The organism is Spirosoma arboris (assembly GCF_009754945.1).
In the GTDB taxonomy this organism is placed as follows: Bacteria; Bacteroidota; Bacteroidia; order Cytophagales; family Spirosomataceae; genus Spirosoma; species Spirosoma arboris.
Genome location: NZ_WPIN01000016.1, coordinates 12,689 through 36,409, shown reverse-complemented (window position 1 = coordinate 36,409; position 23,721 = coordinate 12,689). Strand labels below are relative to the sequence as shown.

General features: G+C 45.7%; 16 protein-coding genes and 1 tRNA gene. 9 read left to right on the top strand and 8 right to left on the bottom strand.

Going from position 1 to position 23,721, the window contains the following annotated elements; genetic code table 11:
* Positions 1 to 30 precede the first annotated feature (30 nt).
* Positions 31 to 516, top strand: coding sequence for a GNAT family N-acetyltransferase (locus tag GO755_RS30860; protein WP_157589292.1), 486 nt, complete (start codon positions 31 to 33; stop codon positions 514 to 516).
* Positions 517 to 614: 98 nt separating this feature from the next.
* Here the strand turns inward: GO755_RS30860 and GO755_RS30855 are convergent, their stop codons facing one another.
* Entirely contained in the window at positions 615 to 2,486 is a 1,872-nt protein-coding gene (locus GO755_RS30855) for a M61 family metallopeptidase (RefSeq protein WP_157589291.1), read from the bottom strand.
* 196 nt (positions 2,487 to 2,682) lie between these two features.
* Here GO755_RS30855 and GO755_RS30850 point away from each other — a divergent pair, with 196 nt between their 5' ends.
* The 3 genes from GO755_RS30850 (at position 2,683) to GO755_RS30840 (ending at position 8,764) form a co-directional block, all read left to right on the top strand.
* A complete protein-coding gene (locus GO755_RS30850; RefSeq protein ID WP_157589290.1) occupies positions 2,683 to 5,754 on the top strand; it encodes a tetratricopeptide repeat protein in 3,072 nt (1,023 codons plus the stop codon).
* A gap of 131 nt (positions 5,755 to 5,885) precedes the next feature.
* Positions 5,886 to 7,574, top strand: a complete 1,689-nt coding sequence (locus GO755_RS30845; RefSeq protein ID WP_157589289.1) for a TonB-dependent receptor — start codon at positions 5,886 to 5,888, stop codon at positions 7,572 to 7,574.
* A 20-nt stretch (positions 7,575 to 7,594) separates the two neighbouring features.
* Positions 7,595 to 8,764, top strand: coding sequence for an HU domain-containing protein (locus GO755_RS30840; RefSeq protein WP_157589288.1), 1,170 nt, complete (start codon positions 7,595 to 7,597; stop codon positions 8,762 to 8,764).
* Between the two features lie 211 nt (positions 8,765 to 8,975).
* On the opposite strand, the gene GO755_RS30835 is transcribed toward GO755_RS30840, so the two are convergent.
* The 5 genes from GO755_RS30835 to GO755_RS30815 all read right to left on the bottom strand — a co-directional run bounded on the left by GO755_RS30835 (position 8,976) and on the right by GO755_RS30815 (position 14,641).
* Positions 8,976 to 9,839, bottom strand: a complete 864-nt coding sequence (locus GO755_RS30835) for a sigma-70 family RNA polymerase sigma factor (protein ID WP_009282104.1) — start codon at positions 9,837 to 9,839, stop codon at positions 8,976 to 8,978.
* Positions 9,840 to 9,914: 75 nt separating this feature from the next.
* Positions 9,915 to 12,041, bottom strand: coding sequence for a polyribonucleotide nucleotidyltransferase (locus GO755_RS30830; RefSeq protein WP_157589287.1), 2,127 nt, complete (start codon positions 12,039 to 12,041; stop codon positions 9,915 to 9,917).
* 192 nt (positions 12,042 to 12,233) lie between these two features.
* A complete protein-coding gene (rpsO, locus tag GO755_RS30825; RefSeq protein WP_157589286.1) occupies positions 12,234 to 12,509 on the bottom strand; it encodes a 30S ribosomal protein S15 in 276 nt (91 codons plus the stop codon).
* 106 nt (positions 12,510 to 12,615) lie between these two features.
* Positions 12,616 to 14,136 carry an LptF/LptG family permease gene (locus GO755_RS30820; RefSeq protein WP_157589285.1) on the bottom strand — a complete coding sequence of 507 codons (1,521 nt, stop codon included), beginning with the start codon at positions 14,134 to 14,136 and terminating at the stop codon, positions 12,616 to 12,618.
* 112 nt (positions 14,137 to 14,248) lie between these two features.
* Positions 14,249 to 14,641, bottom strand: coding sequence for an START-like domain-containing protein (locus tag GO755_RS30815; RefSeq protein ID WP_157589284.1), 393 nt, complete (start codon positions 14,639 to 14,641; stop codon positions 14,249 to 14,251).
* A gap of 109 nt (positions 14,642 to 14,750) precedes the next feature.
* On the opposite strand from GO755_RS30815, the gene GO755_RS30810 reads away from it, so the two are divergent.
* Positions 14,751 to 14,824 (top strand) — tRNA-Met (locus GO755_RS30810).
* Between the two features lie 327 nt (positions 14,825 to 15,151).
* Here GO755_RS30810 and GO755_RS30805 read toward each other — a convergent pair.
* Both GO755_RS30805 and GO755_RS30800 read right to left on the bottom strand, forming a co-directional pair.
* Positions 15,152 to 16,984, bottom strand: coding sequence for a sensor histidine kinase (locus GO755_RS30805; RefSeq protein WP_157589283.1), 1,833 nt, complete (start codon positions 16,982 to 16,984; stop codon positions 15,152 to 15,154).
* Between the two features lie 91 nt (positions 16,985 to 17,075).
* Entirely contained in the window at positions 17,076 to 17,831 is a 756-nt protein-coding gene (locus tag GO755_RS30800) for a response regulator transcription factor (protein ID WP_157589282.1), read from the bottom strand.
* 258 nt (positions 17,832 to 18,089) lie between these two features.
* Between GO755_RS30800 and GO755_RS30795 the strand changes: the two genes are divergently transcribed.
* From GO755_RS30795 to GO755_RS30780, 4 genes are all read left to right on the top strand, one after another.
* Complete coding sequence (locus GO755_RS30795) at positions 18,090 to 19,607, top strand: type IV secretory system conjugative DNA transfer family protein (protein ID WP_157589281.1); 1,518 nt, start codon at positions 18,090 to 18,092, stop codon at positions 19,605 to 19,607.
* Between the two features lie 23 nt (positions 19,608 to 19,630).
* On the top strand, positions 19,631 to 20,392 hold the full coding sequence (locus tag GO755_RS30790) for a hypothetical protein (protein ID WP_157589280.1): 762 nt from the start codon (positions 19,631 to 19,633) through the stop codon (positions 20,390 to 20,392).
* 171 nt (positions 20,393 to 20,563) lie between these two features.
* Complete coding sequence (gene mobF, locus GO755_RS30785; protein ID WP_227687150.1) at positions 20,564 to 23,299, top strand: MobF family relaxase; 2,736 nt, start codon at positions 20,564 to 20,566, stop codon at positions 23,297 to 23,299.
* Positions 23,283 to 23,678 (top strand): hypothetical protein, encoded by a 396-nt coding sequence (locus GO755_RS30780; protein ID WP_157589279.1) that lies wholly within the window; start codon positions 23,283 to 23,285, stop codon positions 23,676 to 23,678. The genes mobF and GO755_RS30780 overlap by 17 nt, the downstream gene beginning before the upstream one ends.
* Positions 23,679 to 23,721: the final 43 nt, after the last annotated feature.

The following is a 23,721-nucleotide window of genomic DNA, read 5'->3' as shown; positions in this document are numbered from 1 at the left end:
ACCCGTGCTGGTACAGGGGCACGCTTACTTATGATTGATATTAGAAAAGCAACTTCGGCTGATAGAGATTCGATTTGGGAAATAATCCAGCCGGTGATCGCCGGTGGCGATACCTACGCTTTTGACCCGAATTCATCGAAAGAAAAAATGCTGGCCTATTGGTATGGCCCAGACAGGCACACATACGTTGCTGAGCTAAACGGCAACCTAGTAGGAACGTTCGTGCTCAGAGACAACCAGCCTGATCTTGGTTCACACATAGCCAATGGTTCATATATGACTAGTCCAGCGGCCTCAGGACAAGGTGTAGGGAAAGCAATGGGAGAATTTTCAATAGTCGAAGCCAGGCGACTTGGCTATAAAGCCATGCAATTCAATATTGTGGTCAAAAGCAACGAACGGGCCGTTCGACTCTGGCAAAAATTAGGCTTTGCAATAATTGGAGAAATTCCGGAGGCATTTAATCACAAACAAAATGGCCTGACAAACGCGTACATTATGTACCGAAAGCTTTGAGGAGAATAGATTTAAACGCAGAGACACGGAGAATACACAGAAGAAGGCTTTTTTATCGCTGTGTTCTCCGTGTCTTTGTGTTTAAAAATCTTACCCATTCACTTGATATACAACCACTTACTATACAATGCTTTTTGCTCTGCCGTTTGATTGGGTAACGGTTCAAGGCGATAGCTAACCAATGGGTTCTGCGTAAGCGTAACGGGAATTTCGCGCACGAAACCAGCCCGGTTTACCAATACTTTCAGGGTCTCGCCAACCCGCCGACCGCTAATGATCCGAAGCAAATCATCACCTACTCGAACTTTGTCGATCGAAATGATTTCGTCACCCACGTTCAGGCCATCATTGTAAGCTGCCGAACCACGTCGAACACTCGAAATCGTTGATTTACCATTGGCTATCGTCGTAGCGGCTCCCAGAAAACCATCCTGTGTTTTACTAGCCAGATTCACTAACTGCAAGCCAACCGGTTCAAAATAGGCGTCGTAGTTAATTGGCTCGGCGGTATTGACACCGATATTGAAAAAGTCGTCAAGTTTACGGCCCGCAACTTGTTCAGCGGCCTGCCGGAATTCGTTGTCGGTAAAGCCACGCTTCTGTTTTTTGTAATATTCATTGTACAGGAGCCGCAACAGATCGTCCATGTTACGTTGGCCATTGCTGCCTGCCAGAATCGCCAGATTCAACAACGTCCCCAAAACGCTACCCTTGCTGTAATACGAAATCTGCGTATTCGCCGAATTTTCGTTTGGCCGATATCCTTTAATCCAGGCATCCCAACTCGATTCTGCCGCAGACTGTATACGTGTGCCTGGCTGATTTTCAATCTCTGTAATCCCACTGGCAACCAGTGTAAGGTAAGCATCCGGAGTGTGGAATCCGGCCCGTCGGAGAATATATTCCTGATAGAACGACGTGCAACCTTCTGATAACCAGAGCATATGCGTATAATTCTCGTTCTCATAATCGAACGGTCCCAACGCAATAGGCCGAATGCGTTTAACATTCCAAAGGTGGAAATATTCGTGCGCCACCAGCGACAGGAACCGCTTGTAGTTTGCTTCGGTGGCGTAGGCGTTGCGCGTCGTTTCGAGTGTTGTCGAGTTCAGATGTTCCAGTCCACCCCCACCCGGCGGAATGTGATGAACGATAAAAGTGTAGTGCTTGCAAGGATGCTCACCCACCACAGTAGCTGCGGCCTCACAAACCCGTTTGTAATCTTCGGCTAACTTCTTTTCGTTATACTCGACATCGCCAAACATCGACACCGTATGCGGTATATCGGAAGCTGTGAAACTAAACGTTTTGTGATTGCCAATTTCGATAGGAGAATCAATCAGTAAATCAAAATCAGCCGCTTCGTAGGTGAAATTCTGACCAGCCACCGGTTCCAGCGCAGTAGCGACGCTTTTCCAGGCCTTGTACGGTTGCACGACCACACGCAACGGGATGGTTTTTAGTGCGTCGTGATACATAAACATTCCGGCAGGCGTCACATACCCGTGCTCAATATCCACGAAACTCGTTCGAACGGTTAGCTCATTGGCATACACCTTATAGCGGACGGTCAGATTATCGTCGATGGTATATACCCGCCAGGCATTTTTACGGATCTTCTCGCTCAGAACTTTCTTTTCCGATCCGGCATCACGACCAGCAGAAGCGGTAAACCCATCTACGTTCTTGGCATACTCCCGAATCAGATAGGAACCCGGTGTCCAGACAGGCATTTTGATATCGATATACCCGTTTTTCTTGGCGTTTGTAGCAGCCGCAACGTTCTTTAGCTGCATTTCAACCTCAAAATAGTGCGTCTGCGGTTCGGGCATCGAAAGCACATACGTTACACTGGGAGAGGCCGCTGGGAGCGTTTCGTCATCGACTAATAAGTCGGTCGCAGTTGATAAAAATGGAATAAAAAATGTCCAGACAGTAAGTAAATACAGAAGCCGGGCGTTTTTTTTCATACGGAAACAGGAATACCTTCGTTTTTTGTCCAGAATTGACCTGATATTTGTCAATTTCCAGCGAAACTACGACGCAATCTTCTCATATGGTAGTTTTAGGTTCAAAGTTTCAGGTTTCAACCGGACCGCCGGAGCGGTTTTCATCAACGGTAAACTTGAAACGTTAAACTTAAAACTTGAAACTTTTATTTTACTTATGCCCTATTCAACCACCCAATCAGGTCACCACCAGTCACACCGCAGGATTTCGTTTCGGTTGCTGTTTTTTCTGACCATTGGGTTATTTACCTCATTATCGACATGGGCTCAGCGAACCCAGAGCAATGCCGAACCCGACTATCATTACCGAAATGGGCTTGAACTCTTTGAGAAAGCCAATTATGCCGCTTCCCGTTATGAATTCCGCCAATATCTAGAACCCCGACGGGGTGATGGTTCCCAAACCTTACTCAATACCGGCGACCAAAACGCTGTTGAAGCAGAATACTATATTGCTCTGACTAGCCTCTACATCGACGAGCCAGGTGCTGAACTCCTTGTCGATCGATTCGTTCAAAATCATAGTCAGCACCCGAAAGCCGGCCAGTTATATGGCGATTTAGGAACGTATTATTACAATCGTCAGGATTATACAAAAGCCATTAATTTCCTGGAAAAAGCTGTGGGCCAGGGTGGTAATAGCGCTCAGCAGATTGCCTACAAATACCAACTGGCCCTCTCCTATTACAATACGCAGGATTTGCAGCATGCGTTGCCTCTTCTAAACGAAGTTAAACTCGATCCTAGCTCACCCGATGCACCCGCTGCATCTTACTATGCTGGAGTGATCAATTTTCGCAACCGGAATTACAACGAAGCCGTTGCTGATTTTAAGCGGATTGAAACCAATCCAACCTATCAAAACCAGGTACCTAACTGGATTGCTCAGGCCCTCTACAAGCAGCGCCGATTCGACGATTTGCTGGCCTATACCGAACCGCTGCTCAAGCGGAATAATGGCGGTAGTCTGAACGAAGTAGCTTTATTTACAGCCGAAGTTTTTTATCAGCAAAACCAGTTTGCCAGAGCAGTTCCGTATTATAAACAGTACATCAATGCTGCGGGCGCCAAAGCGCCCGGTGCGGTTAAGTTCCGTTATGGCCAGTCATTGTTCCGTACCGGAGCGTATAACGACGCCATCGCCCAGCTCAAAACCTTATCTGGCGGGAAAGACACAACCGCCCAATATGCCGCGTATACACTAGGAGTCAGTTATTTACAAACACAAAACCCAACTTACGCGCTGACAGCCTTCGATCAGGCCGGGCGTTTGTCGTTCAACCGCGAGATTCAGGAAGAAGCCCGGTTCACCCACGCGAAACTGCAACTGGACCAAAATAACGGGGCCGACGCCGTGAAAGAACTGACCGCTTTTTTGAAGCAATACCCTGATAGTAAGTTTGAAAACGAAGCCAACGAATTGGTCGGTGAAGCGTATTATGCGTCCAATAACTACCCAGCGGCTATTGCTTATATTGAGGGACTGAAACGTCGAACATCCAAAATCAACGCAACATACCAGCGGCTGACCTACAATCAGGGTGTGAACGATTTCAACGCCGAACGCTATCCTCAGGCAGTTGCGAATCTGGACAAATCCTTGAAATTTCCGGTCGACAACAGCCTGCAACAGGCCGCGCAATTCTGGAAAGCGGAATCCTATTCGGCAGGAAAACAATATGATACAGCCATTCCCTTATACGCCAGCATTTCTAAATCGGGTTCAGGTGATTACGCTACCAGGAGCCTATATGCACTCGGTTATGCGTATTACAATAAAAAAGATTATGCTCATGCGCTCCCCTACTTCCGCGATTTCGTGAGTCGTGGTGCTGGTTCCGACGACAGAGCCCAGGTGCAGGACGCGACGATACGCTTAGCCGATACCTATTTTGCATCGAAGCAATATGAAAACGCGATGCGTTACTACGACCAGGCCATTGCTCAGAATGCAGCCGATAAAGATTATGCGGCTTACCAGAAAGCCATGATCTTAAGCTACGTTGGTCGCGATACGGAGGCCAAAGCCCAATTCGATCAGGTACAACGGCAGTTTCCGAACTCTCGCTTTGTCGACGAAGCTCTTCTTCAAAAAGCGAATGTTGATTTTGAGAAAGGCTCCTATCAGGTGGCCATTCAGGGGTATACAAAGTTGATTCAGGACAAGCCCAATAGTGCACTCGTTCCTGCGGCCCTTCTAAAGCGTGCTATTGCTTATGGCAATATTCAACAATACGACCCCGCCGTCGCCGATTACAAACGTATTTTAGATAATTATGGCGATTCGGAACAGGCGCAAAGTGCTCTGCTGGGTATTCAAAACACATTGAATGATGCCGGTCGACCCGAAGAATTTTCACAAGTATTGGGTCAGTATAAGAAAAGCAATCCGGGTAGCACAGATGTAGAGCGGGTACAGTTCGAAAACGCCAAGAATATTTACGCCAACGAAAAATATCCGCAGGCCATCCAGTCGCTACTCTCGTTTATGCAGGAATATCCGAACAGCCCTAATACGAATGAAGCCAGGTATTATCTGGCTGAATCCTATCGACAGACCAATGATCCAGCCAGCGCGCTACGTTACTACAACTTAGTGATCGCCGATAACAAATCGGATTATCTGGTCCGAGCGGCCACACGGGCAGCTGAGTTAGAAGCTAAACAGAAAAACTATCCTCGTGCCATTCGAAATTACCAGATCATTCTGAGTAGAGCCAATGGCAAAGCCGAACAGGTAGCGGCCCAATTAGGCTTGATGGACACCTATTTTGCTTATCCAAAACCTGACTCAGCTGCTGCTATTGCGCGTGATGTTATCGCTGCAGGTAACGTGGTGTCGGGGGCTCAGAACCGGGCTCAATTGATGCTTGGTAAAGTAGCTCTTGGAAAAAGTGATTACAAAACTGCTCAGGCTGATTTCGAGAAAACGATTGCACTCGCCAAAGACATAAACGGAGCTGAAGCTCAATATCACCTCGGCGAAATTCTGTACAAGCAGAAAAAATACAAGGAGTCGGTAGCAACGCTGTTAAAGTTCAATGAGCAGTTCAGCGATTTTGAATACTGGAAAGGCAAAGCGTTCATTCTGGTATCCGACAATAACGTTGCTCTTGACGAGCCCGCCCAGGCCAAGGCCGTTCTGAATTCAATCATTGAAAACTCATCCGACGAAACCATCGTTGCCGAAGCCAAACAAAAACTGGCCACGCTGGAGTCTAAAAATTAGATAGATGTATGCTGTATGATATATGATATATGATGTGTGGTATATGAGGTACGAATGCAAAGAGCAATTGTACCTCATATACCACACATCATATATCATATATCACACATCATATATCATACATCAACCGTATGATTCACCCAAACCGCCCCTTACTCTCCCTTACCTTACTTTCTCTGTCGGCTGCGCTTTACGCCCAACAGCCAAAGCCGACGCGCCCTGTGAAAGAAGGCGAAGTCGATAATCAGGAAATTACTGTCGAAAAAAGCAGGAAGATTGAACTGCCTCCCGCCAACCGGATTTTCAACAAGATTCCATCGATAAAACCGTCGGCCGAGCAACGAAAGCTGACGTATGAATTCGAAGATCGAAAATTAACAATCGGCGACCCCAAAATTACACCCGGTGTGTTAGACCCAGCCTTGGGCAAGGCCGATGACACCCCTGCCTATAGTAACTATGTTAAGTTAGGAGCTGGAAATTACAGCTCATTTTTAGGCGAAGGATTCGTGGGTATCAATGCCCTGTCGAACCTAGCGTTAGAAGGATCAGTTCGGCATTTGTCATCGGCGCTTGGCCCCGTCGACGGTAAGAATTCAGCGCAAAGCGATACGCGGGTCCGAGTGACGGGTAAATACCTGACCGATGCATTCAAACTACAAGCCGACCTCGGTTTCGACCGAAACACCTATAATTTTTACGGATATAGTCGGGAATACGCAGCTTCACCCACTTTCAATCCTGACCTGATTAAACAGCGACTCAATACGCTCAATTTCAAACTTGGCATTGAAAATGTAAATTCGGACAATGCAATCGACTATTCACTGCGCACGGGAATCACCACCTTAAGTGATCGATTCAATGCGTCAGAAACTGACTGGGGCACAAATCTGAATGCCTCGCTTGGAATTACCGACAATGTATACGCACTTATAGCTGCCGATGCCTACGTAACTCAACGGAGTGACGGCTCGATTGTCGATAACCGTAACCTGTTTCGGGTAAAACCAACGTTTAAATATGCCTCTTCTCTATTCACAATAACCGCTGGTATCAATGCAGTGAATCAAACCGACCAGCGACAGGGTATAAACGATACGCGCGCGTTCCCGGTTATTGATATTGATGTGGCTCCTGTTGGCAATATTCACATTTTTGCGGGTGTCGACGGAGACATTAACCGAAATACGCTTCGCTCGTTACTGGGTGAGAATAAGTGGCTTGCCCCGCAAGTTCTACTAGCTAACACTGTTAAGTCGCTCGACATTTACGGAGGTACGAAAGGGGATTTGGGCGGAGGTTTTTCGTATGAAGGAAAAGTATCCTATGCCCGTTACCGAAACTTTTCGACCTTCAACAACAGCCTTCCTGACACAACTAAATTCTTTGTTCTCTACGATGGGGGCATCACAAATGTGTTGACCGTATCGGGTCAGCTAGCCTATGCCCAGAAAGACAAGTTTCGTTCCACCCTTAAAGCTAACTTTTTCAACTACGGCCTCGACCGGCTCGAAGCTGCCTGGGGTCGCCCTCGTACAACGGCTACTTGGACCAACTCATATATCCTGAATAAAAAATTATTCGTCACTGCTGATTTGTATTTTTATGAGGGTATTCAAAACAAGAACTTTACATCTGGAATCACCTACACGCTGAAACCCATTTACGATGCCAACCTAAAAATTGACTATTTCCTAGGAAAACAGATCTCTGCCTTTGTCGCATTAAATAATATCTTTAGCCAGAATTACCAGCGTTATTTGTATTATCAAACTCAAGGGCTTAACTTTCTCGGAGGAATCAGTTATTCGTTCTAATCGCTCCATCGATGCACACTATGGCTTCCGTCAATGACTACCTTAAAAAGTTGCTGTATCAGTACGACTGTGTGGTTGTACCTGAGTTAGGTGCCTTCCTGACGCATTATCAATCGGCAAGTTTTACGGAAACCTCTGGTCTGTATCTTCCCCCTCGCAAACGAGTTGCCTTCAACGAAGCACTGCGCTTCGATGACGGTATTCTGGCCAATTATATCATGCTCCATGAGCCCGTCACTCGCGAAGGTGCGCAGCGTCATGTTAGCGTGTTTGTAGCTGAATTGCGGCAGCAAGTAGAATCAACGGGGCGATTTGAACTCGAAGGCATAGGCACCTTCACGCACAATGAAGAAAGCCGATTACAGTTTTCTCCAAGTCTGCGACATAATTTTTTTGGCGAAGCTTATGGCATGAGCGCTCTGTCAGTTCAAGCCATCAATCGTCAACCCCAACTAGAACCTGCTTTCGAAGCTGTTCCAGTTACTGACCTCGGCCCCTTACTGGTTCGGGAAGATGATGTACAGTTGATACCTTACCGACCAGCTCGTCCTTACTGGCGTGTCGCAGCTATCGCGTTACTGGTTAGTTCAATCGGTGCTGTTAGCTATTTCTCAGTTATCAAACCAGATCAACCCTTTCAGAGTAGCCTTGACCCAGCCAGCCTGTTCCGAAGTGTTACAACTTCCTTCTTCGAGCGTTTTACAGGCGTAAAAGAACCAGCGAAGACAACTGTCATCTCTAAAGTTACCTATACTCCTGTTTCAGAAATTAAGCCAGTCATCGAAGAACCTACTGAGTTAGCTGTAGCTGCGCCTACTCCTACTCCATCTGAGGTTACTGCAAAGACAGAACTCACATCTGCTGACGTTAAAGCGAAACTTGAAGCACCAGCGGCAGTTAAATCAGAAGTTGTAGAAAAAGCCGCTGCTCCCGTTGCCAAACCTGTTCGTACCGGTCCTCATTTCACGGTGATTGCAGGTGTGTTTTTGAGCAAGCACAATGCCCTTAAATTAAGACGCCAATTACGGAAGGCGGGTTATGAAGATGCGTTTGTCATTATGCCTGCGCCTAACGAGAAAGAAATGTATAAAGTGGCAGCAGCTGGCTCGTCCATTCGCAATGAGGCTGTCGCCAAAATGGCAGCTATCGATGAATTGGCAGGTACAGAATCCTGGATTTTAAAGAATTAGACTAGCACATATTCACAACAAAAAAAGACAGCTCGTTTGGGTTGTCTTTTTTTGTTGGTTCAGCATTAGTTATGCAATCCCAAAGCCATTTTTAAGTATTTGATTTCTGTCAAAATGATCTATGTTTTTCACCCTTTCATGGCCAAGTGCTTGTAAAACAAAAACGGCTCCCACTTTCGCAGGAACCGCTTTGCATAAGCAAACAGGGTGTTTAGCCTAAATACGTCTTCAATGCCTTTGACCGTGAGGTGTGGCGCAGACGACGAATGGCTTTTTCTTTTATCTGCCGAACCCGTTCGCGGGTCAGGTTGAATTTCTCACCGATTTCTTCAAGCGTCATAGCGTGTTCACCATTCAAGCCGAAATAAAGTGTGATTACGTCGGCTTCACGCTGAGTCAGTGTCGAAAGTGCACGCTGTACTTCTTTCCGCAGTGAGTCATTGATCAGGCCCGAATCAGGTTTATCTTCACCATCGTTTTCAAGTACGTCGAGCAGGCTATTTTCTTCACCTTGCACAAACGGTGCATCCATTGATACGTGACGACCCGAAATTTTGAGTGTATCAACAACTTCAGCAGCCGAAATCTCCAGAACAGCAGCTAACTCTTCGGGCGATGGTTCGCGTTCGAATTTTTGCTCCAGATCTGAGAACGTCTTGGAAATCTTGTTCAGTGAACCTACCCGGTTCAATGGCAGACGTACAATACGAGACTGTTCGGCCAGAGCCTGCAGAATAGATTGACGAATCCACCAAACAGCGTAGGAAATGAATTTAAATCCACGCGTTTCGTCGAATCGTTGAGCGGCTTTGATCAGACCGAGGTTACCTTCGTTGATCAAGTCACCCAGCGAGAGACCCTGGTTTTGATATTGTTTGGCAACCGAGACCACAAAGCGGAGGTTTGCCTTCGTTAAGCGTTCCAGCGATAGTTGATCGCCTTCACGGATTTTCTGGGCCAGAGTTACTTCCTCATCGGGCGTAAGCAGGTCCACTTTACCAATCTCCTGTAAGTACTTGTCTAACGACTGACTTTCACGGTTGGTAATCTGTTTTGATATTTTTAGCTGTCTCATATTACGTTGCCTCCGGTGGAGTGACTATATAACGCTAACTTTTGACGTTGCATTACACAAAAAAGTAACAATGACTTACGCATTTTTGTTCTCTGGCTTCGGTAACAAAACTTTACGTGACAAACGATACTTTCCTGTCTTTTTATCCACGTCAATCAATTTTACCGTTACTTCCTCACCTACCTGCAAGACGCCATCCATCGTTTCTAAGCGTTCCCACTTAATCTCGGAAATGTGCAATAACCCATCTTTACCGGGCATGAACTCCACAAAGGCACCAAAGGGCTGAATCGTTTTAACCTTACCTACATACGTTTCACCAACTTCTGGCACAGCTACTATGCCTTTCACACGCGAAACGGCTTTATCCATACTCTCTTTGCTGGTCGCGAAAATGCTAACCCAACCGGCGTTGTCGTGTTCATCAATGTTCACAACGGCACCTGAATCCTTCTGGATATCCTGAACAACTTTACCACCGGGCCCGATAACAGCTCCAATCTGGTTGGTATCGATTTTGATGACAACGGCACGGGGCGCATGTGGTTTTAGGTCAGCACGTACTTCGGCAATACCTTTCTTCATCTCGCCAAGAATGTGAAGTCGCCCTAAACGAGCTTGTTCTAATGCCTGAGCAAGTACTTCGTATGAAAGACCATCGACTTTCAAGTCCATCTGGCAGGCCACGATCCCTTTTTCGGTACCGGTTACTTTGAAGTCCATATCGCCAAGATGATCTTCGTCGCCAAGGATATCCGACAATACAGCGTATTTATCGCCGTCCGAAATCAGTCCCATGGCAATACCTGCTACAGGTGCCTTGATTTTTATGCCAGCATCCATCAGTGCCATCGTTCCGGCGCAAACCGTCGCCATCGACGACGAACCGTTCGACTCCAGAATATCGGATACAATTCGAATGGTATATGGGTTCTCGGCCTCTGGCGGCAATACTTTCTTCAGTGATCGATGAGCCAGGTTACCATGGCCTATTTCACGTCGACCAGCCCCCCGGTTAGGCTTCACTTCGCCCGTAGAGAATCCAGGGAAGTTATAATGTAACAGGAATTTGGCATATCCCTGGTACATGGTCTGATCAACAATCTGCTCATCCGTTTTAGTACCAAGCGTTGCCGTCGTTAATGACTGCGTTTCACCACGAGTAAACAGGGCTGATCCGTGTGGGCCAGGCAAAATACCTGCTTCTGCCATGATCGGACGAATTTCATCCAGTTTACGACCATCCAAACGGATACGCTCATCGAGTACTAATCGCCGTGACGCTTCCCATTCCAGGTCATGGAAATAGGTTTTTATTAAACCTACATTCACTTCCGAACCTTCTGGAAATGACGCTATATATTCATCACGAATAGCTTTTGCCGCTTCAGAACGCCCTTTTTTACTTGGATTCTGCTGGCTGACAGCCGCATAAATTTTATCATACGTAGCAGCCCGAACAGCCGCACGAAGTTCTTCGTCGTGCGTTTCGTGATTGTATTGACGTTTTTCGGTCTTCCCTACTTTAATCGTCAATTCTTTCTGTGCCTGACACTGAACCTTGATGGCATCATGAGCGACTTTGAGAGCCTCTACGACTTCGGCTTCCGAACATTCGTTCATTTCGCCTTCTACCATACAAATATCCTTCTCGGTAGCGGCTACGATCAAATCGATGGTAGCACGTTCAATTTCCGACGTTTTAGGATTGATCTTATACTGACCGTCGATTTTAGCAACACGTACTTCAGAAATAGGACCATTGAACGGAATATCTGATACCGCCAGAGCTGACGAAGCGGCCAAAGCGGCCAAAGCATCAGGCTGTACTTCAGGATCAGCCGAGATCAGGGTAATTATTACCTGTGTATCGGCATGATAATTATCCGGGAAGATAGGCCGCAGAGCGCGGTCAACTAATCGGCTAATCAGGATTTCGTGGTCGCCCAGGCGGCCTTCACGGCGTTGGAAACTACCAGGAATTCGGCCAGCCGAAGCAAATTTTTCTTGATAATCAACAGATAAAGGAAGGAAATCAACGCCTTCTTTGGCTTCTTTACTCGATACGACAGTAGCCAGCAGCATCGTGTCGCCTAATCGTACAACCACCGCACCGTCGGCCTGACGGGCCATTTTTCCGGTTTCGATGGTAATTTCCCGCCCGTCGGGCAGCGCAACGGATTGCGTGGTGATTTGAAACATACAACAGATTTTGAATACGTCCTCTTACAGCTTTAAACCGCTTCGGTGGTCTGATGCCTCAATAACCACCAACCGTTTCCGGATTTTTTAACTTTAATTTGTTTCTTAACGGGTTTTCACCACATTCTTATAGAAACTACAAAAATGAGGGAATCTACTATGTGCAGATTCCCTTTTTTGTGAAGTAGCCGATTACTTCCGCAATCCCAGCGAGGCCAGTATAGCCCGGTATCGCGTGATGTCTTTCTTCAGGAGGTAATTCAGCAGCCGCCGACGCTTACCTACTAATTTTAAAAGACCCAGTTGGGTGCCGTAATCGTGCTTGTGAACTTTCAGGTGCTCAGTTAAATGACTGATCCGGTAAGTGAACAGCGCGATCTGGGATTCGGCCGACCCGGTGTCCGCTGCGCTTTTGGCATGGCCCGAGGTGGAGAATATCTCCTGTTTTTTTTCGGTCGTTAGATACATCTTCAGACAGCTAATAAAATGAAAAGTTGAATTTGGGTGCAAAGTTAGCAAAAATAGTCGATAGTCACTAGTGATCAATCAATAGTTTCTGTATATGGTGCCCCTTTTAAGTCTGATGGCTAATAATTGATGAACGACGATTTTTAAAGTCTACAAATTTTCGTTTCATTCGTTCCCAGGCTATTACATAAACATCTTTATCGAACAAGCGTGAATCGTGCCGGGCACGTTGCATCAGTAATAACCCAATTGGAAGTAAGACAATATTAGCCATCCAGGCACCCAAGGGTACCCAAAGTAATCCGTCTTTAGCATATTTATCACCTGCAATGGTCAATACATACAGGAAAATAAAGAAGACAATAGCAATGAGTACGGGTACCCCAAATCCTCCTTTCTTAATAATAGCCCCCATCGACGCACCAATCAGAAACATGACGAAAATGGAAATCGACTGCGTGAATTTGTGATGAGTTTCTAATTGATACTTCCAGACACCCTTTTCCTTTTCGGTCAGATAAGTTACATTAGATGTTGAATAGGATAAAATATTTTGCGCCTGACTCAGGGCAGCCTGCGCCAAATCTGGGGTCGGAATGGCTCGTTTTTTCAAAAGTGAGTCAACCCATTTCCCATCTTTCACTGCCTTTTGTCGAAGAGCCGCGTCTGCTTTAAATTGATAATTATAATATTGCCGCGACGTACTAGCCACATTCAGACTTGTCTTGGTGTAATCTTTTCGCAGTGAGTCCGTTAGAGTCGAAAGTTCATTCAGATTTTTCATATACTCATGGTACTCAAACTGATTTTCATCGGTACGTTTAATACCAAACGACTCCATGCTGATTACGAGCCGATAATCTTTAAAGCCGTTCCGCATGAACTGCGCTCCTCTAGTACTATTAGTCATACCACCACTGGCAAAACTGACGGTATTATTATCTGAATACTCTTGATAATCATTGCCATTGAAGAGTTGAAAAACAAGATAAGAGCGGTCTTTATCTATATACATCCGCCCCGAATCGGCCAAAATAATTTCGCGGTTACCCGATTCAAGTCCGCTTGTTGAGTGCTTATAAATAACTAACCCTTTCAGCAAATCACCGTTTTTACTGTCTTTTGGTCCCTTAATTTTGTGATCTACTTTAATGCTGTAGCCCGGCAAATCGTTGTAAAATATCCCCTCCTTGAGATTCAGAGTAGCTTTGGCAGTTTTTATGTCGTAGAGTAGGCTATAACCTTTCAGATTTGCCCAGGGCGAAACCGAATTATTGAACCAGAATGAAAAAGCGCTTATACCGATAGCAACGATTAGCAAGGGCTGCATAGCCCTTGTAAGCGAAATCCCGGCACTTTTGAGGGCAGTCAATTCAAAAAATTCGCCGAGGTTTCCAAAAGTCATCAGCGACGAAAGCAAGACAGCCAGTGGTAAGGCGGTTGGTATAGTTAGGAGGGCAAAGTAGAAGAGCAATCGGCCGAAGGTGGCCAGATCGAGGTCTTTCGTAACAAAATCATCAATATAAAACATGAGCAGTCGCATCAGAAAAATAAAGATGACAACGCCAAGTGTCAAAAAAAACGGCCCCCAAAACGAGCCGAGTATTAATTTATCTATTTTTTTCATGTACGCTATACGATCCTTCTTTAGCTGCTATACCGCATCACCGGAGCATACGAATTACGATTTAATAACAGATATAAGGCCGTAAACCGTTTATCGCAGTTCGTAAATAATGTTAACTGCCAACAATTTCTTTCAGCTTATCCATTAAACCATCCCAAAGATCTTTGAGTTCTTCTTCGTCGGTGGTACTGGAGTAGTCGGTAATGCGAAGAAACGTCGATTGGGTCAATTCGCTTTGATCGACCCGAAAGTCAACATAGTTATTGTCAGACTCATTATCGTCCGTATTTAAAAACTCAAAGCGAACCCCTTTATTTTGTCTCATCGATACCTGCCGGGCAATGTGACTTTCGTTATCCCATTGAAAATCGAACCGTTGCTCAGGCATTGTATTGACTTTGCTGGCAAACCATTGCGACAGGCCTGATGCCGTGCTAATGTAAGGGAACAGCATTTTGGGAGAGGCCCGAAGTTCATATTCGGTGATAAATTTCAATTTCTCCATAACTTATTATACAAAAGGGGTCATTGGCAAAGGTAAACGATTTTTTTTGCGAAAGTCAACGCTGTTTTTTGTCAAAAGCCGATTTTTCCTTACTTTTGTGGAATCAAACGGCGGGGTAGCTCAGATGGTTAGAGCGTAGGATTCATAACCCTAAGGTCGGCAGTTCGATCCTGCTCCCCGCTACTCTGATAATCAGGCCATTACGAATAAAAATTCGTGATGGCCTTTTTGCTTGGTACAACATAGGTACAACATTTTTTCCTTCAGAAGTTCCGTGAGAGGGCCTATTCATCACTTCAGTTGGCCCAAATCAACACTATTTGTCTCCTTTTCGCTGGTCTCTTATCCGAAATAGGGATAAATTTTAATCTAAAATCGTCTTTGAAGAGCTATAAGATCGTACGAAATTCATTCGGTTAGGCATTCTTCGAATTTTAGCACGGCATCGCTGCAAACATAAACGTTAGCCTATTGCTCTTACTGATCTAGATACGGCTCATTGCCCATCAATCAAAGTTTAGGTAACGAGAACGTTAGCTTAAACTGAGTGCCATTCTGATTGATAATTGTATAATATCCTTTGAGTTGCTGCACTTGCATCTTCACGAGTTTCAATCCGTAAGTGGTGAGTTCATCGTCAGATAGCAAAAATCCAGGGCCATTATCATGCACGACCAGTTGTATCGTAGTGCCGACACATTCCAGTCGTATAATTAATTGAGGGGCAGAATGTCCGACAAAGGCATATTTACAGGCATTGGTAACAATTTCGGACAGAATTAGCCCAAAGGGCAACGTCTGATCGGCTGACAACCAGACATCGTTAATTGTATATATAGGCTCAATGGTCTCTAAGCCGTATGTCTCTAGAATACGAATGACGAGTTCAGAAATATAGACATTGAGTTTTACCGCGAGTGCTTGTTGGGGGTTATCGTAAAGTCTTTTGTGAAGCAATTCGATGGATTGTATTCTATGCTGTATGCCTGAAATTACTTTTTTAGTCGTCACATCCGTTAGCTGGAAAGATTGAAGTGTCAGCAGATCGGAAATAGCCTGAAGATTGTTTTTAACCCGGTGGTTTTGCTCTGTCACGAGCTGAGCATTCTGGCGACTAATACGCCGATTGATTTGATAAAGTCGATAAAGGGCAACCCCTACTCCGACTGCAATTCCTAGTCCACCTAATAAGGCATTCCTTAGGTTCTGTTCAGCGCTTAGTTTTTCAGTGCTCAGGATTAAAGCCTGTTGCTGACTTTTTAGCTTCGCTTCTCGTTTTTCGGTTTCGTATTCCAACCCTAGTCGCGTAATGGCGCCATTTCGATCTGTATTTAAGGCTGCGAGCTTCCATTCATAAACTTGCTTCTGATAAGTATAGGCTTTTTGATAATCACCTGTTTGCCGGTAAAATTCATCATATCCGCTGGCTAGTCTCCTTTCTAGGGTTGGACTATTCAGGTGTGCTGTCTGATAGCCCTGCTTAGCGTCTTCTAAGAAACGTCGGGCTAGTAATGGTTTATGCAGGGTGAGATAGCAGTCGGCCAGTAATAGACGCGTTGAGACGGTCTGCGTGGGACGTTGAGAAGAGATGTAATTGGCCAAAGCCGCTTGATAATAAGGAATGGCACGCTGAATATTAATTCGGGCCCATAAAGCTCCCAAATCAACCGTTATCCCCGATACTTCATCTGGTTCATTTAATAACCGGGCCTGTTGTAGCGCTAATTTGTAATAGTAGAATGCACTGTCACAGGGAATCCGGTCAATCACAACTTTTTGCAGAACGACAGATGCGTTATTGCTATTCAATGGATGCAGAACAGGTGCACGACTTGCCTTGGTATGTCCTTGCTGACAGGCTGAGGCATGCAAATTCCCCATGACCATATAGGCGCTCATTCGACTATGAGTTGAGTCAGGGGCACGCATCAGCCTGGCGGTTTTTAAGGCTTGCTGTGCATACCAAAGACTTCGTGTTTGCATCGATACGATCCCATAGTTGCTACTTAATTGGATATACAGTTTTACCAGGTCCGCTGAAGGACCGAGCGGCTCTCGTATACGTACCGATTGCAGGAACCAATATCTGGCTGGTAGATACTGACTTACCCCTTGATAAAATTTACCGAGCCGATAGCTGATTTCACCTATTTCAATCTTATTATGCTGTAATTGTGCGCTCCATAAATCATCCTTCAATTGTTGCAATTTGGCCTTTGGCTCAATATCAGGCAAATAGGTGTTTATTGAGTCTGGAAATCCAGCGGTTTTCACTGGCTGAGCTAATCCAGACCTAAAAAGGAGCGATATAAGAAATAGAAAGGTTAAATAGACGCGATCCATAGGCAGCTTAAATCAGTAGTATAAAAAGCCATAAAGAAGAAAGGTGAGTCGGTTTTAGCTCAATGTGCGATCCACCCCAGGGATCTTTCCATTACCGACTCTTAATCGTGTTGAGCCGCTCAAGCAATAATTTATACTTCCCTTCGGGGATGGGTAACAAATCGCCTTCCAGGTGAATCATATCTGATTCAACACGATCAACGTAGTTCAGATTAATAATGATTGAACGTGACAATTGGAAAAAATTTGCCGGGAGGTGTTTGAATAAATATCCGGCATTAAGAGTTAAAAGGACTGGCGAATAGCTATTCTTGTCAGGGAAAATTTTTTTATATCGATCGCGCGTTAAAAATACGTCAGAGTAGTTTCGCTGGGCTTTTATGTAGCATATATCCTCCTTTGGGACTCGAATGTGAGCCTTATCAAAGGGGAGAAATAAATGATCTGTTTGGCGGATATTATAGGGCACCGAACTGGTATAAAAATTATGAATAGCAAGCTCAATTTGAAGGAGCAGTTCTTTTATTCGAAAAGGCTTTTCTAAAAAAGCAGTTGGATTTGTATCTTTTGCTCGGTTGAAAACATCTGTATTTGCGGTCAAATAAATAATGGGCATTTCTTTATAACGCAACAGAGCAAGTGCAGTTGCTATGCCATCTAAAGAGCCCTCTTCCAGTTGAATATCAATTAAAGCAAAATCTGGGTTATGAGTTCTTACAATCTCCATAGCCTCCTCATAATTCTGAGCGATCCCACTAATTTCATAGCCTGCTTTTAATAAGCCTTCTTTCAAGACATTGGCCGTAAGTAACTGATCCTCGATAATCAAAACTCTCGCAGGGTCCATCTCAGTTTATAGTTATAAAGTCGTAGGCTACTTACAAAATTAAGGTGAGCCTGTTTCATAATTCTCTTCTTTTGATTAGTGAAAACCCGTGTTGGGGAAGAAAATAAGGCATTTGGGCAACTTCAGAGACTAGTCATAGCCAAGATGATTAGTTTAAAGGTGCCATTCCGATTTCATTCTGAATCAGCCTTCGTAAGGTTAATAAAAAACGTTTAACTCTTGCTCATATACTGCCAAGCAACATTCTCTGCCACACGCATGCATGACTATGATCTTGACCAACCACTAATTGATTTGATTTCTGCTGTTGAACGAACGAGTTGGACAGCACGGCATGCAGTTGAAGGCGTGCAAATTTTCGGGGGAATTGGGTCTGGCAAAACATCAGGCTCTGGCCGTTTATTTGCCCACAAATACCTGATTAATGGATTTGGTGGACTGGTATTAACCGTAAAACCCGATGAAAAATTGATCTGGCAAGAGTATTGCCAGCAGACGGGGCGTGAAGACGATCTGTTAATACTCGAACCAGGCGGACAGCATAGTTTTAATTTCCTAAATTATGTGTCAGCTGTAGAAGATGGAGAAGGATCGTTAACCGACAATATCGTTCAAGTCCTTAAAACGGTCATTCGTTCGGGTCAAGAACAAAATAGTGGCAGATCTGACGATGCGTTTTGGGAGTCCGCATTGGATATGCTAATTTTCAATATCCTGGATCTTTGTAAACTGGCTTATGGGCAAGTAACAGTGTCTCAAATGTTCGACATTGTGCAGACCATTCCTAAACCTGATGAACATCTGCAATTAAATCCCGCAACCTATGTAGGGAAAGCCTTTGATCAGGCGTTTGAAAAGGCTCGACATGTCGTTGCAGAACAAGTCGCTCATTGGAGCGCTTCCCGTCCTGAAAAAGAACGCCAACTGTTTAAGGATGATGCCATATTTCATACAGAACTACTCGAAGTCTTACCCGAAGCTCGTCTGATAAAAGCTCTAGATCATTTTTTCTTTGACAATTTCATTTACATGTCAGATAAAACAAGGTCGATTATCGAGTTTTCTTTTACTGCTTTCCTCTTTCGATTATCGCGTGAGCCTATCTATTCATTGTTCTGCCATCGCCCCTCGTCTTTCACGCCAGAGGATAGTTTGAATGGTAAAATCATCCTGATTAACCTACCGGTCAAGCTTTATCACAAAGTCGGTCGTGATGTGCAGGTTTTGTTCAAATATATCTGGCAACGGGCCATGGAAAAACGTAATATAGTTGAAAATGGAAGGCCGGTTTTTCTATGGGCAGATGAAGCGCAAACCTTCTTGCATGAGCATGATGCCGAGTTTCAGGCAACAGCTCGAAGCAGCCGAGTGGCCACTGTCTATATCTCCCAAAATTTGCCTAATTATTATGCCTCCATGGGGGGCCATAAAAGTGAATACCGAGTGAAAAGCTTCCTCGGAACATTGGCGACCAAGGTATTTCATGCCAATGCCGATATCGAAACCAACCGTTACGCATCAGAACTCATTGGAGAGATTTATTTCGAAGAAGAAACACAAAGTACGACCGTAGCAGAAAATTTTTCTCAGACCAAAGCCCGCTCCCTTAAGCTGGAGCGGATAGCTCGACCAGAAGAATTCATGCGCCTAAAAACCGGTGGGCCACTGAACAATTATCTTGTGGAAGGCTATCTCCACCGCCAAGGGGATCGCGTGATGAAAGGCTTCAATCACGTCAAGATGATATTTTCCCAACGCTATCAACGGCAATCATAATCACCCTCTATCTTCTAATATCCATGACAAAGAACATGTACTACCGCACAGTCTTTAAGCGAACCAACACGATTAAAGAAATTACGTTGAGTTTTTTTATTGTGTTTTGCTCCTGGCCTCGCCTGTTATTGGAGGTCTTTATCCGCAAGAATTTTGGCGAGCGTTATTATTCTTTTTCAGGCGCAATGACAATTCTCGTTATTCTAGCCTTTCTTCCTCTTTATTTTATCGACTCGGCGGGTCGCTTGCATGGCTCAGGTATCATGGGGTTTCTCCGGTATTTTTTGAGCTGGTATATCTTTTTAGTCGGCTTTTTCTTAATGGCTGTTCAGCGTCGTAAAGAGATAAAGCTCTTACCATCCGTTTATGATTTTGCCCGGTTTAGTTTGTCAACGGGGAACATTCATCATCAATTTTATGAGACTAATTTCATGGGCAAACCCGCCAATGTACGCACGATTGAAACGGTATTGGAACCAGGCTTCTTTCTTATAATTGGAATTATTCATTGGATGTTCGGCCAACCTCTTGGCCTCTTACTTGTCATTTGCAGTATCTTTTATTCGCTCAGTTATCGGGCCGCTTATTACCAAGGCGATCAGTTTGTTATGGATAAAATCGATGAAATGATCTGCAACGAAGAACTAGTCAATGCATTTTTGGAAGGGCGTACATCCGATGAAACACGTGGTTTTAATTTTTACGGTCACCGTCCGGCAGATCCTGAGGTTAGACGTCGGGTTGCCGATACCTTCATAGAAGACGAAATCGTGGTGGCGATGTAAGTCCTAAGCTGTGCTTAGGGAAGAAGTCTGATGCCATTTGTTTAACCGGTTCAGCTCCTCCCCTCAGCACAGCTCAGCCAATATCTATATGCATATTATTATTGGCCCATCACGTTTAAGCAAACGCGAAACACCGATGTCGATCACCTTCCATGCTGTACCCTGATCCTCATGATACGGATGATCCAAAGCAGTTCTGCCGCTCACGCCAAAGACTATTTTACTGGTGCATTGGTAAAGGCGGACTATTACCTGTCCGATCAGGATCAGGAATATAGTGGACGGCTACAAGGCAAGCTTGCTGAACGTATAGGGATTACCGGTTCAGTCACTCAAGATACGTTCTTTGCGCTTTGTGAGAACGTCAATCCTGTGACCGGCGGGACTTTGACACCCCGCACCAAAGAAGAGCGAACGACAGGCTACGATATTAATTTTCATTGTCCCAAATCGGTGAGTATCCTGCATGTGCTGTCGAACGACACCCATATACGCGATGCGTTTGAAGAGGCTGTCAGGCTGACCATGCTTGACATGGAAGCCGACAGCCGAACGCGGGTACGCAAGAAAGGCGCAAATAATGAGCGCGATACGAGCGAATTAATATGGGCTGACTTTATCCATCAAACGGCAAGGCCGGTTGGGGATCATTTACCCGACCCACATTTGCACGCCCACTGTTTTGTTTTTAATGCGACCTGGGACAAGGACGAAAAACAGATGAAGGCCGTTCAGTTTCGCGACATCAAACGGGATATGCCATATTATCAGGCCCGGTTTCACAAACGTCTATCGGATCAATTGATCGAGCAAGGTTATCAGATTAGGCGTACGGGAAAATCCTTCGAGATCGAAGGCGTCCCGGAGCCGGTCATCGATTTGTTTTCCAAGCGGACGGATGAGATTGGCAGAGTCGCCAAAGAAAAAGGCATCACCGATGCCAAAGAGTTAAGTGAGCTGGGTGCCCGTACCCGCGCAAAGAAACAGAAAGGCCATAGCATGGCCGACCTCAAAGCCGACTGGCGTCGGCAAATCGAGGAACTGGGATCAACTGGAAAAGGAAAGCGGATTATCCGCTTTGCACCAGCAAAAGAAAAACAGGACTTCACGCCGGAGCATTGTGTCGATCATGCGATTCAACATGATTTCGAGCGGGCTTCGGTTATGCACGATCGTCGTCTGCTGGCCACCGCTTATCGGCATAGCATCGGTCATGTGGACGTGTCGTTAGACACGATCACGGACCGGCTTGAGGCCGATGAACGGCTGATACAAGTCGAAGAAAAAGGGCGTATGTTATGCACCACCCGGCAGGTGCTGGCCGAAGAACAGCAGATGGTACGTCTGGCCCGGCTTGGTCAAGGGAAACTCAAGCCACTCTATACGAAAGCGCCTGCGCTTAAACTAGATGGTCAGCAAGCCGACGCTGTCCGGCATGTGCTGACCAGTCCGCATCGGGTGTCGATTATTCGGGGAGCTGCCGGTTCTGGCAAAACCACTTTGATGCACGAAGCCATTGAAAAGATTAAACAAGCCGGTAAGCGCGTGACGGTGGTCGCACCGTCCTCGCAGGCGTCGCGCGGGGTTTTACGTGAGGAAGGATTTGAGAACGCGCAAACTGTTGCGCAATTACTCGCTGATGAAACGATGCAACAGAATTTGGCAGGCCAAGTGTTGTGGGTTGATGAAGCAGGACTGCTCGGTACCCAAGATATGACATGCTTGCTTGCTCTTGCCAACCAGAAAAACGCGCGCCTGATTTTAGGGGGCGACACACGCCAACACGCCAGTGTTGTGCGGGGAGACGCCTTACGGATCATCAACACTGTGGGCGGTATCCAAACCGCCGAAGTGAGTAAAATCTATCGCCAGAAAGATGAAGCCTATCGCCACGCGGTCGAAGACCTGGCCAAAGGCGATATGAAGAATGCCTTTGGCAAACTGGACATGATGGGTTCGATCCAAGAGATTGACCCGTTGCAGCCGAATGACACATTAGTCGAAGACTATGTGGCTGCGGTGCGGCAAGGGAAATCGGCGCTGGTGATTTCGCCAACCCATCAGCAAAGCGAGGTCGTGACCGAGGCTATTCGTGAAAAATTAAAAACCAGTGGCTTGTTAGGAAAGAAAGAAATTAAAGCTTCACGATTAGCCAATATGAATTTGACGGAAGCGCAGAAATGTGACTGGCGCAACTTTCAGTCCGGGCAGATTATCCAGTTCAATCAAAACCTGCCCGGCATCAAGCGGGGCAGTGTTTGGATTGTAGAAAGCAGTTCAGAAAACGGAATTTTTATTCAAAATGATGAGCAGCAATCTATAGCTCTGCCGCTCCATAAAAGCCGCGATTATGACGTGTATCAGAAGCGTGACATTCATCTATCCAAAGGCGATCAGGTTCGGATTACCCGCAACGGGTTTGATCAGGACAAAAAACGTCTTAACAACGGCCAATTATTGGACGTGGTTAAAGTCAGCAAACACGGAGAGATCGTGTTGCGCAATAGTCAGAGCAAAGCGGCCTATAGACTAAGCCAGGACTATGGTCATCTGGTTCATGCGTACTGCCTCACGTCGCACGCGTCGCAGGGTAAAACCGTCGACGAGGTGTTTATTTCCCAACCTGCGTCAACGTTTCCAGGAACGGATGCCAAGCAGTTTTACGTGTCGGTATCGCGGGGGCGATACCAAGCGCGTATTTACACCGACGATAAAGCCCAATTATTGGACTTTGCGTTACGCGACGGAGATCGTAAATCAGCCCTGGAACTGGTGGGCCAAACCGAAGAGCTAGTTCACCAACATATCCGAAACACTTTGAGCCGCACATCGGCCAGCAAAGCGGTGCCGAATGTGCGACCAAAAGCATCCCCGACTAAAGACCGAGACTATGGACCAAGGCTTTAAGCTTCGCTATGATCAGATGCGCGAAAGCAATCCAACCGGTTCTGAAGCACTATCAGGATCGGTGGAGGTCCAGCAATATCAGCAGTCGGGCTATGCACGAAATATTTGTTTCGCCTGGCCTGGCGGAAGGCGGATGTTTTTCAATTATGCGTATTTGGTAGCGGCTGAGTTTGATCCTGGTCATGAGACGAATATGGTCAAACTGTTTTTTTCGTCGCATACTGTTTTAGTGAAGGGCTATAGTTTGGACAGTCTCTTTATGGCCTTACTCGATCATTTTCCTCGGCTAGTTAAAGCCACTGACCTACGCTATGTGCTGGCTGAGGATAAAACAGAGGCCGTGGTCATCGAGATACACGTCGAAAAAAAAGAAGTCTAGATGGATATGAAACAAAATGAGATTGAGAAAAGCCGGGCAGAGA

Coding starts and splice junctions, on each gene's coding strand:
- GO755_RS30860 (WP_157589292.1), top strand. CDS start 31: ATGATTGATATTAGAAAAGCAACTTCGGCTGATAGAGATTCGATTTGG.
- GO755_RS30855 (WP_157589291.1), bottom strand. CDS start 2,486: ATGAAAAAAAACGCCCGGCTTCTGTATTTACTTACTGTCTGGACATTT.
- GO755_RS30850 (WP_157589290.1), top strand. CDS start 2,683: ATGCCCTATTCAACCACCCAATCAGGTCACCACCAGTCACACCGCAGG.
- GO755_RS30845 (WP_157589289.1), top strand. CDS start 5,886: ATGATTCACCCAAACCGCCCCTTACTCTCCCTTACCTTACTTTCTCTG.
- GO755_RS30840 (WP_157589288.1), top strand. CDS start 7,595: ATGGCTTCCGTCAATGACTACCTTAAAAAGTTGCTGTATCAGTACGAC.
- GO755_RS30835 (WP_009282104.1), bottom strand. CDS start 9,839: ATGAGACAGCTAAAAATATCAAAACAGATTACCAACCGTGAAAGTCAG.
- GO755_RS30830 (WP_157589287.1), bottom strand. CDS start 12,041: ATGTTTCAAATCACCACGCAATCCGTTGCGCTGCCCGACGGGCGGGAA.
- rpsO (WP_157589286.1), bottom strand. CDS start 12,509: ATGTATCTAACGACCGAAAAAAAACAGGAGATATTCTCCACCTCGGGC.
- GO755_RS30820 (WP_157589285.1), bottom strand. CDS start 14,136: ATGAAAAAAATAGATAAATTAATACTCGGCTCGTTTTGGGGGCCGTTT.
- GO755_RS30815 (WP_157589284.1), bottom strand. CDS start 14,641: ATGGAGAAATTGAAATTTATCACCGAATATGAACTTCGGGCCTCTCCC.
- GO755_RS30805 (WP_157589283.1), bottom strand. CDS start 16,984: ATGGATCGCGTCTATTTAACCTTTCTATTTCTTATATCGCTCCTTTTT.
- GO755_RS30800 (WP_157589282.1), bottom strand. CDS start 17,831: ATGGACCCTGCGAGAGTTTTGATTATCGAGGATCAGTTACTTACGGCC.
- GO755_RS30795 (WP_157589281.1), top strand. CDS start 18,090: ATGCATGACTATGATCTTGACCAACCACTAATTGATTTGATTTCTGCT.
- GO755_RS30790 (WP_157589280.1), top strand. CDS start 19,631: ATGACAAAGAACATGTACTACCGCACAGTCTTTAAGCGAACCAACACG.
- mobF (WP_227687150.1), top strand. CDS start 20,564: ATGATACGGATGATCCAAAGCAGTTCTGCCGCTCACGCCAAAGACTAT.
- GO755_RS30780 (WP_157589279.1), top strand. CDS start 23,283: ATGGACCAAGGCTTTAAGCTTCGCTATGATCAGATGCGCGAAAGCAAT.